17 protein-coding genes are annotated in these 15,709 nt (G+C 59.4%); 10 read left to right on the top strand and 7 right to left on the bottom strand.

All coding sequences use genetic code 11. The features are described from left to right. Positions 1–16 precede the first annotated feature (16 nt). On the top strand, positions 17–622 hold the full coding sequence (locus IPI58_08020; GenBank protein QQR68775.1) for a tetratricopeptide repeat protein: 606 nt from the start codon (positions 17–19) through the stop codon (positions 620–622). A gap of 297 nt (positions 623–919) precedes the next feature. On the opposite strand, the gene IPI58_08015 is transcribed toward IPI58_08020, so the two are convergent. From IPI58_08015 to IPI58_07985, 7 genes are read right to left on the bottom strand one after another with little or no spacing between them, the layout of a single operon-like run. Continuing rightward, on the bottom strand, positions 920–2,398 hold the full coding sequence (locus IPI58_08015; GenBank protein ID QQR68774.1) for a glycosyltransferase family 4 protein: 1,479 nt from the start codon (positions 2,396–2,398) through the stop codon (positions 920–922). Continuing rightward, on the bottom strand, positions 2,395–3,168 hold the full coding sequence (locus IPI58_08010; protein ID QQR68773.1) for an ABC transporter ATP-binding protein: 774 nt from the start codon (positions 3,166–3,168) through the stop codon (positions 2,395–2,397). The genes IPI58_08015 and IPI58_08010 overlap by 4 nt, the downstream gene beginning before the upstream one ends. A gap of 16 nt (positions 3,169–3,184) precedes the next feature. Further along, on the bottom strand, positions 3,185–4,048 hold the full coding sequence (locus IPI58_08005) for an ABC transporter permease (protein ID QQR68772.1): 864 nt from the start codon (positions 4,046–4,048) through the stop codon (positions 3,185–3,187). Positions 4,049–4,071: 23 nt separating this feature from the next. Beyond that, on the bottom strand, positions 4,072–4,944 hold the full coding sequence (locus tag IPI58_08000; protein ID QQR68771.1) for a prephenate dehydratase: 873 nt from the start codon (positions 4,942–4,944) through the stop codon (positions 4,072–4,074). Continuing rightward, entirely contained in the window at positions 4,941–6,071 is a 1,131-nt protein-coding gene (locus tag IPI58_07995) for a UDP-N-acetylglucosamine pyrophosphorylase (protein ID QQR68770.1), read from the bottom strand. The genes IPI58_08000 and IPI58_07995 overlap by 4 nt, the downstream gene beginning before the upstream one ends. An 11-nt stretch (positions 6,072–6,082) precedes the next feature. Beyond that, a complete protein-coding gene (locus IPI58_07990; GenBank protein ID QQR68769.1) occupies positions 6,083–7,111 on the bottom strand; it encodes an NTP transferase domain-containing protein in 1,029 nt (342 codons plus the stop codon). Positions 7,112–7,142: 31 nt separating this feature from the next. Then, positions 7,143–8,090 carry a glycosyltransferase gene (locus tag IPI58_07985; GenBank protein QQR70086.1) on the bottom strand — a complete coding sequence of 316 codons (948 nt, stop codon included), beginning with the start codon at positions 8,088–8,090 and terminating at the stop codon, positions 7,143–7,145. Positions 8,091–8,211: 121 nt separating this feature from the next. On the opposite strand from IPI58_07985, the gene IPI58_07980 reads away from it, so the two are divergent. The 9 genes from IPI58_07980 (at position 8,212) to IPI58_07940 (ending at position 15,706) form a co-directional block, all read left to right on the top strand. Further along, positions 8,212–8,667, top strand: coding sequence for an SUF system Fe-S cluster assembly regulator (locus IPI58_07980; protein ID QQR68768.1), 456 nt, complete (start codon positions 8,212–8,214; stop codon positions 8,665–8,667). An 85-nt stretch (positions 8,668–8,752) separates the two neighbouring features. Next, positions 8,753–9,028, top strand: coding sequence for a hypothetical protein (locus tag IPI58_07975; protein QQR68767.1), 276 nt, complete (start codon positions 8,753–8,755; stop codon positions 9,026–9,028). Further along, complete coding sequence (gene sufB, locus IPI58_07970; GenBank protein ID QQR68766.1) at positions 9,025–10,518, top strand: Fe-S cluster assembly protein SufB; 1,494 nt, start codon at positions 9,025–9,027, stop codon at positions 10,516–10,518. Before IPI58_07975 ends, sufB begins: the two co-directional genes overlap by 4 nt. A 6-nt stretch (positions 10,519–10,524) precedes the next feature. Then, the gene (locus IPI58_07965) at positions 10,525–11,187 is read left to right on the top strand and encodes a hypothetical protein (GenBank protein ID QQR68765.1); all 663 of its coding nucleotides are present in this window, start codon (positions 10,525–10,527) and stop codon (positions 11,185–11,187) included. Then, on the top strand, positions 11,184–11,825 hold the full coding sequence (locus IPI58_07960) for a hypothetical protein (GenBank protein QQR68764.1): 642 nt from the start codon (positions 11,184–11,186) through the stop codon (positions 11,823–11,825). The genes IPI58_07965 and IPI58_07960 overlap by 4 nt, the downstream gene beginning before the upstream one ends. Next, the gene (gene sufC, locus IPI58_07955; GenBank protein ID QQR68763.1) at positions 11,818–12,564 is read left to right on the top strand and encodes a Fe-S cluster assembly ATPase SufC; all 747 of its coding nucleotides are present in this window, start codon (positions 11,818–11,820) and stop codon (positions 12,562–12,564) included. Before IPI58_07960 ends, sufC begins: the two co-directional genes overlap by 8 nt. Then, positions 12,561–13,742, top strand: a complete 1,182-nt coding sequence (locus IPI58_07950; protein QQR68762.1) for a SufD family Fe-S cluster assembly protein — start codon at positions 12,561–12,563, stop codon at positions 13,740–13,742. The genes sufC and IPI58_07950 overlap by 4 nt, the downstream gene beginning before the upstream one ends. A gap of 14 nt (positions 13,743–13,756) precedes the next feature. Then, a complete protein-coding gene (locus IPI58_07945) occupies positions 13,757–15,028 on the top strand; it encodes a cysteine desulfurase (GenBank protein ID QQR68761.1) in 1,272 nt (423 codons plus the stop codon). A 213-nt stretch (positions 15,029–15,241) separates the two neighbouring features. Continuing rightward, positions 15,242–15,706 carry an NUDIX domain-containing protein gene (locus tag IPI58_07940; GenBank protein QQR68760.1) on the top strand — a complete coding sequence of 155 codons (465 nt, stop codon included), beginning with the start codon at positions 15,242–15,244 and terminating at the stop codon, positions 15,704–15,706. The last annotated feature ends 3 nt before the right edge of the window (positions 15,707–15,709 follow it).

The raw sequence follows: 15,709 nt of genomic DNA, 5'->3' as shown, positions 1-15,709 counted from the left end.
TGGAGATGTCTTCGCCATGATGACGCAACCCACGGCCCTTATTGAATCCCTACATCACATCGAAAAATCTCATTACTCCCACGGCTCGGTCCTTAACAATGCCGCGATTTGTCACCGATTAGCCAATCGTTTGGGACATGAGGGGCATTTGGAAGTGGCGGAAATGATGCTGTCCCATGCCCTAAACCTTGACCCCGAGCAGGGCGATTACCACGCCGATCACGGAATTATGCTGCTGCATTTGAAACGTCATAGAGAGGCCGGACAGGCTTTTGCCCGGGCCATGGCCCTGGGCGCACGCCATGCCTGCGTCATGAACGGCATGGGCAGCGTCCTATTGCATCAAGGCCGCCACGCCAAAGCCGCCGAGATGTTCACCCGCTCGCTGAGCCTAAGGCCCGACAGTCTAACGGCCCTGCAAGGCTTGGCCGAAGCCCTGATCGGCATGGAAAGATACGCACAGGCCAAAGACATCCTCGGATACGCTTTGCATCTATCGCCCCACCATGCACGGATACACAGTCTTTTAAATGATATTTTGATGAATGAAGAGCTTGCACAAGAGGCCGAGACCCCACGCCATACCGGACACGCGCATAGATTACTGGAAGAAGCCGCCTAGGCGCTGTCATCAGCGCTTGGGATTCCCGATGGTGGCAAGGGTAGGGATAGTCTGAACCAAAGCGCTATCGGCAAGGACAGGTGATGGACCCTCGTTTTCACGAGGGTGACTTCCGTGAGGGAGAAAAACGTCAGCGCGTAAATTCAGCAAGGATGAAAGAACAGAGTTTCCACAAGACACGCGATTCTTTTTAATCCTAACCCCACCACGAGTCATGCTCGCGAGGCATCCAGCACCTGCCCTTCACGCTTGTGCTGAATGGCAAACTCTTCTCTAAATCACAGCGGCTAGAACCCGTTAAGAAGCCTGAACGCCCAAAGCCTTCATCAAGTCATGGGCCGCCGCGCTCCACAAACGGGGCTCGAAGCCTTTGGATATCTCGTTCTCGCGCTGATGCCGCGCCTGGTCGTCAAAGGCATAGCGCTCGACCAGGGCCAGAGCCTCGGTCACGCTGTCGGGATCGAAGTAATCGGCGAACGCGCCGCCTGCCTCGGGGATCGAAGTAGAGGTGGAGGCCAGGCATAGCTTGCCCATGGCCAGAGCCTCGACCACCGGCAGGCCCCAACCTTCGGCTTGGCTGGGGAACATGGAAAACAGACAGCCGCGATACAGCGCCGCAAGCGTCAGATCGTCCGCGCCCTGCGCCCAAACGACCTTACCACCCAGCCAATTGCAGGATTCTAGCCGGGCGAACATATCGTCCACCCCCCAGCCGCGCGCACCCACCAGCACCAATTGCGGCGCGCGGTCGCCATGACGTGCCACCAGGCGTTTCCAGACCTCGAACAACATGATTTGGTTTTTCCGCGCCTCGATCGTTCCCACGGAGATGACATAAGGACCAACGAGCTTTTCAGCCAATATCTCAGGCATTGGCGCATCTTGCGCGGGCAGAAAGTCGCTGCCCCCGCAGATCACGGTGCTTGGAATCTGTGGCAGACCTCTTGCCTGACGATAGGCCAAGGCCGCTTTTTCCGTGTGCTGCGAGATGGGCAGCATATGATCGACCAGCTGCGCATGACCATACAGCCAATCCTCGAACCATTGATGAAACATCAGGCTGACCAAATCCGGATGTTCAATGGGGATAAGGTCATAAATGATGCAAGCAATGCGTAATCCGCGTTTTTGCCGCGCCTGGGCTAAGATATCGTCGTGCCTTGGCACATTCCACGTCGCGCCAAAATCCAAAATCCAATCACCCGAATCAGGCGCGGCGATGCGCGACATGTCGCGCACGCGCTGGGCAAAGCCCTTGTCCGTTGATTGATCCGTAGATACAGCGCTCCCCCCGACCTGCCCAGGATTTTTGATCTTGGTTCGCATATATCTAATTTGTTGCGCCGCCCATGACGAAAACGCCCGCGCGAACATAACCAGAGCAACAACAAGCCCACGCGAGGCTGGACGCAAAGCGGCGGGAATAAGGGAATAGACGGTACGCTGCACATCATGCCAAACGCTGCGACTGCGGTGGCAAGGAGGTGCCAAGCTGCCACCAGAATCGCTCGAGCGAATTGTCATACCTCGTGCAGAGCCGCCGCCCTCACGCATGCGAACATTCATCAAGTCCAAAAACGCCCAATCCACCTCTTGCAACGCGCCATCCATGGGACGGATCAGCAATAAGCTCACACGATCGCGCAATTCCGGCGGCAAGGCCCGTAATTCATGCAGTAACGACAAGGCAAAGCGATGCACGCCCGTCGGGCGCGTGGCGCGGCTGAAGAAAAACACCAATTCGCTGATGTCGCACCAGATACGAAACGCGGTCATATGCCCTCGCTTACCGAACGGGATTCTTCCAAAGACGGCAAGACGATGCTGGGCGGCCCGAACGCCGTGACACGTCCATGATCCAGACACAACACCTTGTTGCAGGTGCGTTGAATGAGTTTCATATCATGCGAGGCCAACACCAGAACCTTCGAGCGGCCCACGATCTCCTCCATGCGCTGTTGCGCGCGTTTAAGGAAATCGGCGTCACCCGTGGCGATCCATTCGTCCAGCAACAGAATTTCAGGATCCATGCAGGTGGCGATGGAAAAGGCCAAGCGCAAGGTCATGCCGGTCGAATAGGTGCGCAGCGGCATGGACATATACTGCCCCAAGCCGCTGAATTCGGCGATACTGGGGGCAAGCGCGTCCATCTCGCCCGGGGACATGCCATAGAGCATGCCGCGCAGGCGGATATTCTCGAACCCCGTCGCGTCACCCTCCAGCCCCAAGCCGATCTCGAACAAGGGCGCGACGCGACCGCGCATGGCGATGGTGCCGCGCGTGGGCTCGTAAACGCCGCTCAGCACCCGCAGCAAGGTCGTCTTGCCCGCGCCGTTATGGCCGACCAAGCCCAGACGGTCGCCTTCCTTCAGGTCAAAGGTAATGTCGCTGAGGGCCTCGACCACGATGCGATTGTGGTCGCCTTCGCGGATGCGACCTCCCGTCAGGCCGCTCAGCAGCGTCTTTTTCAGCGACCGCGTGCTTTTGCTGTACAGCGGAAACTGGATCGACAGATTATGCAAACTGACTAGGGTAGAAGCGCTCATCGTCCGTCTCTCCCCGTCAGACCCAATAGGCCAGGCGCGAACGCCAGCGTCGCAGCACGACAATCGTGATCGCCCATCCGACCACCGTGATTGCGGCAATCATCGGCAACGCCATGGGCGGCAGCGGCTGATCCAGCAGCGGCGCACGCACCAATTCAATGAAATGATAAAAGGGGTTCAGATCGGCCACCCAGGCCTGGTGCCCGCGCAACTGGCCCGGCATCCAGATCACCGGGGTCAGGAAGAAGATCACCTGCACCAGACTGCTTACGATCGGCCCGATATCGCGAAACCGCGCACAAAACATGCCCAGCAGAAAGATCACCCAGGCCGCGTTCAGCAAAATGATCATCAGGGACAAAGGCAGGAACAACAGGGTGTAACTGGGCGTGATGTCATAGAACAAAGCCACCAGCACATAGATCACCGCGTTATGCGCCAGGACGATCAAATTGCGCCCCAGCACGCGATAGACATGCAAGGAAAACGGCAGACGGACCTGCTTGATGAACCCTTCGGCATTGGTAAAGGCCACGCAGCCCTCGTTGATCAGGCTGGCCAGAAAGGTCCACATCAACAGCCCGGTGGCCAGAAACGGCATATAGGACTTGGTTTCCATCTTAAACAACTGACTATACATCAGGCCCATGGCACCGATCATGATGCCCATGCTCAGCGTGATCCAAAACGGCCCCAAGATCGAACCGCGATAGCGCAAACGGATATCTTGCCAAGCCAGATGCATCCATAACGGCCAACGGCGCATGCCTTCTACCAAATCCACGCGCGCCTTGCGCAAGGATGGCTTACCCCCGCTGGCGCGATAGCTGATCTCCGGCTCGGCGGGAGCGTCTGTGGGCGTGGCTGGCAAGGTGGTCATCAATCAATAAATCCCTTGAAACGTCACATAACCGGCGGAGGCGAGACGGTCGCGCGGCGATCGTCATGCGCCGCGTACACCCCCAAGACCCGCACCGTCTGAGCGAAGAATCCCAGCTCTTCCAAGGCCAATACCATGGCCGGGTCCTGCGGGTGCCCTTCGACATCGGCATAGAATTGCGCGGCGAGGAAGCAGCCGTCAACGAGATAGCTCTCCAAGCGGGTGATGTTGATCCCATGTGTCGCAAATCCGCCAAGGGCTTTATACAACGAAGCAGGAACACTACGCACCCGAAAAATCAGACTGGTGACATACAACCCTTGCCCGGGCTTTGGCCAGGGGGTCTCACGCGCCATCACCAGAAAGCGGGTGGTGTTGTCGGGACGATCAGCAATGTCATGGGCCAGGCTTTCCAGACCATATAGCCGCCCTGCCTCTTCCGAGGCGATGGCCCCCAGATAGGGATCAACGGCCTTGGCCACATATTGGGCGGCGCTGGCCGTATCGCCCCCTGCGACGGGGGTCATGCCATGCCGGCGCAGATAGGTGCGGCACTGGGTTAGGGCCTGGATATGGCTTTGAACGCGCTGAATCTGCTCCAGCTTGGCCCCTGGCACTGCCAGCAGATGATGGTGGATGGGCTGATAATGCTCGGCTACGATCGACAAACCGCAATTCGGCAGCAGGTCATGCACATCGGCCACCCGTCCGGCCACCGAGTTCTCCACCGGAATCACGGCCATTTCAGCCCGCTGCTCGCGCACGGCGGTCAAGGCGGCTTCGAATGTCGGGCAGGGCAAGGTGGCAACGTCTGGGCCGAATATCGCCTTGACCGCGATATCCGAATAGGCCCCGGCCACCCCTTGATACGCGACGGGGCCAGAAAGAAGATTCATGACGAAAAATTCCGGGACGCGGCGGAATGGACGCCTTGGGCCACCGTCTGCAACCAAGCAATGCCAGTTTCAATCTGAGCATCGTTCAAGCCGCGCACCCAATCGACGTGATCGCGTCCGTCGGGGGTAACGTCCAAGGGACAAAGCGGGGCATCCGAGGTCACCGTCAATGGCGTCAGGCCGCGCTCTTCCAAAAAGGCGTTCAGGCGTTTGACGCGCTCATCCACGCACGAGTCCAAAACCCGCATCGCCTCTTGAATCACGATTCGGTCGGTCGCGTGTTCGGGCGTTGCGGGAATACGCGCCAGACGCACCTGTTCATACCAGGCGCGCAGCGCAACCAATTGGCCGATATAGTCCTTATTCAATCGGGCGATGTCCTGGCCCTGCCAATCGCCCAGATCCGAGCGAAAGGCCGTATCGACGCGCCGGGCCACATCGCCATGGATGCGCCCAGCGGGCACGGGGGCGCGAATAACCTGCCCCGCGACGGTCAACGCGCCAAAGCCGATCTTTTGCGGCCCGACCATGCCGGAAAGCCCGCCCAAAAACACGCGCGGCTGGCGCAAGAACACGCCATGCACCACATCGCCCACCAGAGACGACGTGGCCTTATCGCCCCGCTTACCCCAAGGGGTGAAATTGAAATGGATAAAGCCGCTGCCGACTTCCGTATGATCCGCGCGCGACGTACCGCCGGCCAGCAAGGCGTCACACAGATTGATCAACGATCCCAGCGTGACAAAGCTCATTAAAATGGTGTGCTTCAGGCCCACGGCATGGGCGGTCGAGGCCTCTTCCTCCAGCAGACAAGCGGGCCGCACATGGCCATTGCCGCCGATCTTAGCTGCGCGCAGCAAAACCGCGCCTTCCACATAGCCGCTGGCGATTTCGGCATCCGGCCCGATGACGGACTGAACCAGGCTGGCCGGACCTTCGGTGCCGATTTTGGCTCCTGGACCGATGAAGATGCGCGCGCCCGACAAGCGCGTCCCCGGATGCAGCACCGCGCCCGGGCAGATGCGGCCCAAATCGACCTGCTCATCCAGATAGGTTTGGCGCGGATCCACCACCACCACGCCACGGGCGGCGAGGGACTCCAACCGTGTGTGCAGCGGCTCGACCATCGCCCTTGGCTTCAAGTGCCGTAACGGGAGCGCGGATGCGGACCGCTAAAAGGCGTCACGCTGTCCCCATGAACGAGCGGACCGCTATCGGGGGTCACCGTGAGTTTTGTGCCCTTACGCACGCGCAGTTGCTGCACATGGCAGAAAGGACCGATTTCCGCCCGATCCTCGACCACCACGCCCGGCCCGAACACGACATGCGGGTGAATGATCACGTCGCGGCCCAGTTTGGTATCGGCGCATAAAAACACCGTCTCGGGCGCGACCAGGGTCACACCCTGTTCCATCGCCTGGCGGCGCAAGCGTTCTTGCATCGCGCGTTCGACCTCGGCCAGCTGCGCGCGGTCGTTAAACCCTGGCGTTTCGTCCAGAGGCGCGACGCTGTACGCGCACAAGCCCCCTTCCCGATTGATGAGGCTCACAAGGTCGGTCAGATAATATTCTTCCTTGGCGTTCTTGTTGTCGATACGCGCCAACTGGTCCCAGCATTGCGGTGCCACCAAGGTCATCAGACCACAATTCACCAAAGTGATGGCCTTTTGCTCAGGGCTGGCATCGGAGAATTCCACGATCTCCTTCAGCGCCCCGCTTTCATCGGTGATAAAGCGCCCGTAAGAGGCCGGGTCGGGCGGACAAAAGCCCATGACGCTGGCTTGCGCCCCGGACTGACGCCGCGCATCCACCAAGGCCTGCAAGGTGTGGGGCGTCAGCAACGGATGGTCGCCATAGACCACCAGCACATCGCCTACAAAGCCCTGCAAAGCGGCACGGGCCGCCATCACGGCATGGCCAGTGCCCAACTGCTTGGTCTGCACCACACATTCATGCGGCGCGGCGGCCTGTTCCACATCCTCCATATCCGGCCCAACCACCAACACCAGACGCTGGGGGTTCATGGCACCGCAGGCGCGCAGGATATGAGCCAATACGGCCTCACCCGCCACGGGGTGCAACACTTTTGGCAGGTCCGATTTCAGGCGCGATCCCTTGCCAGCGGCAAGGATCACGCAAGCGAGAGGCAGGGTCGATGCGTCAGTCATGGCGAATCGGTGCCAGGTGAGCGCGAAACTGTCAAGTCGGATATTCTTCCAAGGCGGGGGGGGGAGGTAATGCCAGATAGCGTAAACGCTTGGCCTCGATGCGGCCGCGGGTCATGCTGTTCAAAATTAACCCTGCCGTAAGCAACACAAAACTCAGCACGCCTAGGCTTGCGGCCAAGATGGCCGTCGGAAAACGCCGCACCAGCCCCGTATCCATATATTCGGTCAACACGGGCATGACCAAGATCAAAGTTGACAGCAAGACCGCGCCGCTGGCCGCGCCGAAGAAGGTTAATGGGCGTTCCTCCTTTAATAGACGCAACACCGTCCACAGGATGCGCGCACCATCGCGCAAGGTATGCAATTTGCTGGCCGATCCTTCGCGGCGCGGGAGATAGGCGGTTTCCATCTCGGCCATCGGCACATGTAAGGTCAAGGCGTGGATGGTCAGCTCGGTCTCGATCTCAAAGCCCAAGGACAGGGCGGGAAAGGACTTAATAAAGCGGTGTGACATCACGCGATATCCCGAGAGCATATCGGCCAAACGTCCGCCAAACAGAGCGGCGACCATCTTGTTCATCATCCGATTGCCAAAGGCATGCCCCCGGCGATACGCCGCCGACCCCGTGGCCACGCGCAGACCGGTCACCATATCCAACCGATCGCGCCGCAAGACGCGGATCATCTGGACCGCCGCCGCCGGATCATAGGTGCCGTCGCCATCGCACAGCACATAAACATCGGCGTCCGTATCCGCAAATAAACGTCGCACCGCATGGCCTTTGCCGGCCTGGCTTTCCCGGCAAACCAAGGCCCCCGCATCAAAGGCTCGTGCGGCGGTGGCATCGCTTGAGGCGTTGTCGCAGACATAAATCGACGCGCCCGGCAATTCCGCGCGAAAATCCCGCACCACTTGGGCGATTGAGGCTTCCTCGTCGCGGCAAGGCAGCAAAACGGCGATTCGCAATGTGTCGTCCATGGCGCGCAGATTGACAGCCCCAAGGATGAGGATCAAGGATGATACACCCTTTGGTTCTTATATTCTTGACGGTTGCAAAGAGCACTTGACAGAACAAGGACCAAAGTGTACCTGATTAAACATGTTAAAGATCGGACGATTGACGGATTATGCGGTCGTTTTGCTGTGCCAAATGTCCGGTAAGGGCGTGTGGCGTTCGGCAGGCGATTTGGCGCGCGAAAGCCGCCTTCCCGAAGCCACCGTCGCCAAGGTGCTGAAGCAATTGGCGCGCGGCGGGCTTTTGGTTACCCAGCGCGGCGCTTCGGGCGGCTATGATCTGGCGCGGCCATCTGCCATGATCTCGGTAGCTCAAGTCATTGAAATCATGGAAGGACAAACAGCCCTCACACCCTGCGCGATCGACGGAACGACCAAGTGCCGCATCAGCGGTCATTGCAGCATCCGAGGCCACTGGCGCGAAGTGAACCGCGCGATTCGTGGCGCGCTTGAAAAAGTCAGCCTGGAAGACATGGCCCGTGACGGCATTCACATCGGTGATCCCATGCAAAATGACCGCATTTCCACCAATGTCGCATGAAGACAGCACCCTCATTCGCATAGACTGAAAGTATATTTATGTCGTAACAAATAAGTACAGCACCACATCATAGGAGACACGCATCATGAAGAACTCTGAATCCGGCCCCATGGCACCATCTGAGAAAACTGGAATTTCTCGTCAAAAAGGGCACATCGGGGCTGATCCCCAATCTTCCGGAGGGATGGCACTTTTGCTGGCAGGCATGATGTTAGCAGCATACGTTAACTCACAGAATAATGATCGCATGGAGGCACATCGTAACCGGTGCGAGCGGGCGCAAGTCAAGGCCATGCAGGCACAGCGGCCTTTGCCCTCGGCTTGCATGAAAATCGTTATGCCTTCCACTGGACCAAAATGACCGCCGCGCCCCAGCCCACCATTATCGCACGCGATTCCAACAGCGACCTGGTGGGCCAGGGCTATAAATACGGCTTTGTCACCGATATCGAATCCGATAAGGCCCCCAAGGGCCTGAACGAAGATATCGTCCGTTTCATCTCGGCCAAAAAGGGCGAGCCGGAATGGCTGTTGGAGTGGCGTTTGCGCGCCTATCGGCATTGGCTGGGCATGACCGAGCCGCATTGGGCCAAGCTGGCCTATGCGCCGATCGACTATCAAGACAGCCATTATTACGCCGCCCCCAAACGCCCCAAGCTGCTGAAAAGCCTGGACGAGGTGGACCCCGAACTGCTGCGCACCTACGAAAAGCTGGGCATTCCTTTGCGTGAGCAGGAAATCCTGGCCGGAGTCGAACGCTCGGAAGGTTCAAGGCCCGTGGCGGTGGATGCGGTGTTCGACAGCGTGTCGGTGGCCACCACCTTCCGCGAAACCCTGGCCAAGGCCGGGGTGATCTTTTGCCCCATCTCGGACGCGGTGCGCGAACATCCCGAATTGGTGCGGCGTTACCTGGGCAGCGTGGTGCCGCCGGGCGATAACTTCTTCGCGGCGTTGAATTCGGCGGTCTATACCGACGGTTCCTTCGTCTATATCCCCAAGGGCGTGCATTGCCCGATGGAGCTGTCCACCTATTTCCGCATCAACGAACAGGCCACCGGCCAATTCGAACGCACGCTGATCATCGCCGATGAAGGCTCTTATGTCAGTTATCTGGAAGGCTGCACGGCTCCCAAGCGCGACGAGAACCAGCTGCATGCCGCCGTGGTGGAATTGGTGGCCCATGAATCCGCGACCATCAAATATTCCACGGTGCAGAATTGGTATCCGGGCAACGAGCAGGGCGTGGGCGGCATCTATAACTTCGTCACCAAGCGCGGCGCGTGCCGGGGCCGCGCCTCGCGCATCTCATGGACGCAGGTCGAGACCGGCTCGGCCCTGACCTGGAAATATCCCAGCTGCATCTTGCAAGGCGACGAGTCGGTGGGCGAGTTTTATTCGGTGGCCGTCAGTGCCCATCGTCAACAGGCCGATACTGGCACCAAGATGATCCATATCGGACGCAACACGCGATCGACCATCATCTCCAAGGGTATATCGGCAGGCCACGCGCAAAACACCTATCGCGGCCTTGTCAGCGTGCTGGGCGGGGCCGAAGGCGCGCGCAACCACACGCGCTGCGACAGTCTGCTGATCGGTCCCGATTGCGGGGCGCATACCGTGCCGGTGGTCGAATGCCGCCATCCGTCGGCCCATCTGGAACACGAGGCCACCGCCAGCCGCATCAGCGAAGAACAGATGTTCTATGCCCGCCAGCGCGGCCTGAGCGCCGAAGCCGCCGTGGCCCTGATCGTCAACGGATTCTGCCGCGAGGTCTTGGCCGAACTCCCCATGGAATTCGCCGTCGAGGCGCAAAAGCTGCTGGGCATCAGCCTGGAAGGCTCGGTAGGCTAGAATCCCATGCGTATCCATCTCCCTTCCCCCCATACCAGCCACCAAGGGCAGCATCCCTTGGACGTGCAAAATCCGCCATTGCCTCTTTCCTTGGTGTGGGGCCAGGGATGGCTGGAAGATTCGCGCGCCATTTTGTTGGGGCCGATGGGCATTCTGTTCGGCGGTAAAAGAGATTGGTCACTGCCATCCGTCGGTCCAGAGACCGGGTTTATAGAATGCCTGGCCTTATTCGCCACCAATTCCTGGTTCGGCCTGGCGTTGGGATGGGTGGTTTGGTTGCTCGTCTTGTTGCCGGGATTGGTCCTGCTGACGATTTGGGATTTATGCCTCCTGCTTCAACGCGAACGCCCCTATAAGGTCACGCTGGACGCCGCCAATATCTGGATCGAGCGTTTGGGCCTGTTCGAGTCTATGATGAACCCAAACAGTGTAGCTCTTATCCCCCGCGCGCAGCTACGCGACGTGGTGATCGAGACATCATCCCCTCAATCCTTACTGTCCACCGTCCATATCACGACCAATGATCAAAGATACCCCAGCCTTACGATCTTGCGTGCCAAAAAGCCTATCGCGCAAAAACGCGCCGAGACTCTCGCCCGTCTTCTGGGCGTACCGATGCGGACAGATTTATACGCGCAATCTCATGAAGTGAAGGCAGCGACGATATGACCCGTTTTCTCCCCATTCCTTCATCTGCGAACTATAAGCCGCATCCTTTGGATGCCCCCGGAGTTTCATTTCCTTTCTCGCTGATTTGGGGAGAAGCATGGCTGCGTGAAATGCGCAACTTCCCTTGGAATGTGTTTGATTCTTTGATTGATACAGCCAGGGAATTGTTGTTTGGAAAGACCGGGTTCATCATTGTGCTCGCGTTTTTGGCGATCTCCATTCAATGGAGCGATCTTTTGGCGTTGTTCTTTTGGAGCATGCTTGTGCTGTTTCCTGTCTTGACTGTTATCAAGGCCATGAATAACGCCTATCAAACCAAACGCAAGAATCCCTGCCGCATCACGTTCAATCAGGGTCAACTATGTATTCAAGCTCTCGGTCATTTCTTGCGCTCAAAAGATATTGTGATCCCCTATGACCAACTCAGCCATGTCGCTATCAAGACCGACCCTCAATCTTCTGCAGCGACTGTGTATATCTCGCCCAAAGATTCATCCATTAAACCTTTTCCTGTGATGCGCGCTCAGCGTGATATCACCATCGAACGCGCCCAGACTCTCGCGCGTCTTTTGGGCGTGCCCGTGAACATGTCCGCCAACTCCGCCACACAGAACGTCTTGGGAGAATCCCATGCTTGATATCCATGATCTGCGCGTGGCCGTTGCGGGCAAAGAGGTCCTTAAGGGACTGACTCTTTGCGTTCCGGCGGGACAGGTGCATGCGATTATGGGGCCGAACGGATCGGGGAAAAGCACCCTGTCTTACGCCCTGGCCGGACGCGAAGGCTATGAGATCACCGGCGGCGGCGCGAGTTTGAACGGCGCGGACCTGTTGGCGATGGAGCCCGAGCAACGCGCGGCGGCGGGCATGTTTTTGGCGTTTCAATATCCGGTGGAGATTCCCGGCGTCACCAATATGACCTTTTTGAAAGAAAGCTTGAACGCCCTGCGCGTGGCGCGCGGCGAGCCGCCGATGGACGCCTTGCAGGTGCTGCAAGCCGTGCGCGCCCAGGCGGCCTTGCTGGGATTATCCGAAGACATGCTTCGCCGCAGCGTTAATGCGGGTTTTTCAGGCGGCGAGAAAAAGCGCAACGAGGCGCTGCAGATGGCCTTACTGCGCCCCTGCATGGCCGTCTTGGACGAGACCGATAGCGGCCTGGATATCGACGCCTTGCGCGTGGTGTCGGATTCGGTGAACGCCTTGCGCGCGCCGGATCGGTCCTTTCTGGTCATCACCCATTATCAGCGTTTGTTGGATTACATCGTCCCCGACCGCGTGCATGTGCTGGCCCATGGCCGCATCCAGGCATCGGGAGGTCCCGAACTGGCCAAAGAGCTGGAACGCACCGGCTATGCCGCCTATGGCGAGGCGGCGTGACGGGGGCGGCGCAGATGGTCGGCCCTGCCCAGGATAAGATTCCCGCCTGGCCGTCGCCGCGCCAGGAAGATTGGCGTTGGACTCCCGTGGCGCGATTGAACGAGGCGGAATTCGGCGCGGCATCGGCGCATGATCCCCTGCCTTTGGTCGGTGAGTCATCCGGTTTGCGCATCGTGGTGGATGAAGCGGGACTATGCGCCCGGCTTTCCACCTTGGACGCTTTGGAAAAACGGGGCCTACATCTGCGTCATGGCCAAATGGGCGCGGAATCCGCCGACCCCATTCCGGCCTTCGTGGCCGCAACGACCGCGCGAAGCATCGATATCCATCTGGATCCGGGCGCGGTTTTGGCCGATCCGGTCGAGATCGTCTTTTGCGCTTCGGCACAAACGCAACCCGCCTTTTTTGCGCATCGAATAAACCTGCATCTGGGGCGCGGGGCCGAATTGACGTTGATTGAGCGTCGTTCATGCGCCCCCGGCGCGCCTATTCTGATGGCGCATATGCGCCAGACAATGCTGCAGCCGCAAGCGCGTTTGCATCGCCTGGTGATCGAGCCGCGCAGCGCGGATATGCGCACCCTTTCCCACGAGACGACGCATCTGGACCAAGACGCCGCCTTGCACGAGATGATCCTGACCCAAGGCGGACGCCTGACTCGGCACGAGCGGCATGTGCATCTGGAAGCGCGCGGCGCACAGGCTCATCTTGGCGGCGTGTTGATGCCAGACCATGACAACCACGCCCAAATCCTGACCTTCATGCATCACGACGCGCCGCACACAACCAGCCGCCAGGTTTTCCGTTCATTGGCCGATGGAACGTCCAGCGCGGCATTCCAAGGGCGGATCGTGGTGGCCAAAGGCGCCATGCGCGCCGATGCCAGCCAAAGCCATAAAGGATTGTTGCTGGCCAAGGGCGCGGCCATCCATACCAAGCCCGAATTGGAGATCAACGCCGATGACGTGCGCTGCGCCCATGGCGCGGCCATCGGAACGCTTGATGCGGATGCCTTGTTCTATCTGCGCGCGCGGGGCCTGACCGAGGCGGCGGCGCATCGTTTATTGACGGCGGCCTTTGCGCGGCAGGCGTTAGAAGCCGTGCCCGACTTATCCGCCAAAGCATGGGCGCAGTTGCGTCCATGGATGGATTGGCCCGATAACGGGGAGGAAGACTGATGGAGGCATGCGCCATGACATGTGATGCGACCGCGTCGGACGCTTTGTTCCCCTGCACCCCGCAACCGCCCTTGAATGTTGAGGCCATGCGGCGCGATTTTCCCATCCTGTCGCGGAAAATGAATGGCCGTCCCCTTGTCTATTTGGACACCGCCGCCAGCGCGCAAAAACCCCGCGCGGTCCTGGAAGCCATGAACCGCTTTTACGAGCAGGACTACGCCAATATCCACCGAGGGGTTTATCTGCTGAGCCAGCGGGCGACCATCGCCTATGAACGCGCCCGCGAGCGTGTGCGCCAATTCCTGAATGCCCAGGACGCGCATGAGATCGTCTTTACGCGCGGCGCGACCGAGGCCATCAATCTGGTGGCGCAAAGCTGGGGCCGCACGAATCTAAAGGCGGGCGACGAGGTGGTGCTGACCGAGCTGGAGCATCACGCCAATATCGTTCCCTGGCAGATGCTGCGCGAGCAAATCGGCATCACGCTGCGCATCGCGCCCATTCAAGACTCGGGCGAGCTGCGTCTGGAGGATATCGAGGCCGCCATGACCCCGCGCACGCGCCTGCTTGCCGTGGCACATGTCTCGAACGCCTTGGGCACCGTGTTGCCGGTCGAAGAAATTTCCGCTTTATGCCGCACGCGCGGCATCGCCTTGCTGTTGGACGGGTGCCAAGCGGTGGGGCATGGTCCGGTGGACGTGGCCCGGCTGGGCTGCGATTTCTATGTCTTTTCCGGCCATAAGATCTATGGCCCCACGGGCATTGGCGTGCTGTATGGCAAGCAAGAGCATCTGCGCGCCATGCCGCCCTGGCAAGGCGGCGGCGATATGATCGAAGAGGTCTCTTTCGAACGCACCACCTATGCCGCGCCGCCCGCGCGTTTCGAAGCGGGCACCCCCCCCATCGCCGAAGCGGTGGGCCTGCATGCGGCCTTGGATTATGTGGCCGTCTTGGGGCTAAAGCGCATTGCAGCGCATGAACACGCCTTGTTGCAGGCCGCGACGGAAAGGCTTTCGCGCATTCCGGGCCTGCGGATCGTCGGCACCGCGCCCGACAAAGCGGCGATCCTGTCCTTTGTGCTGAACGGCGCGCATCCGCATGATATCGGCACCATCTTGGACCATCACGGTGTGGCCGTACGCGCCGGGCATCATTGCGCCCAACCCCTGATGCACCGCCTGGGCCTACCTGGCACCACCCGCGCCTCCTTTGCCCTCTACAACACCATGGACGATGTCGAAGCCCTGGGACGGGCGGTGGAGGAAGTGGGGCGGATGTTCGGGTAGTTAAACCTAGGACCTGGCCTAGATTAGAGAGTGTTTTTGCGTAACTCACGCACGAAAGGCTCAACCCCGCGCAACCCATAGGCCAAACTGGTCTTGCCCGTTCCCTCCACATGCCCGCCGATGGCAATTAAATATGACATTCATCATCCTGCTGTTTTGCATCAATCAGATGTAACATAGGCATAACGTCCTCGTGAGTTATACGGTATTCCCATGTCCGTCCCGCGATTCAAACTGACTCCCGCCGTGTATCTGCTGTTATGGGACGATCATGGCGATATCCTGTTGATGCTGCGGCAGAACACCGGATATGCGGATGGGATGTATGGGTTGGTCGCGGGTCATCTGGACGGCGACGAAACCGCCACCAGCGCCATGTGCCGCGAGGCGCAGGAAGAGGCGGGCATCGTCTTACGGCCCGAGGATTTGTATTTGCGTCTGACCATGCACCGCCTGTCGCATGACAGCGAGCGTATCGATTTATTCTTTACCACCCGCGCATGGCGGGGCCAGATCGTCAATGCCGAGCCGCATAAATGCGCCAGAATAGGCTTCTTCCCGTCCGATCCCTTGCCCGACACCATCATTCCCTATATCCGCGAGGCGATTTTGGCGATTGCGCAAGGCCGCCAATATCTGGAATATGGATGGCGGGGCGATGCGCCCCCTAACCTTTGAGGG

The sequence above is a fragment of the Alphaproteobacteria bacterium genome (genome assembly GCA_016699305.1).
GTDB lineage: Bacteria > Pseudomonadota > Alphaproteobacteria.
Note: the sequence above shows the minus strand (reverse complement) of the source record. Positions and strands in the feature narration are given on the sequence as shown.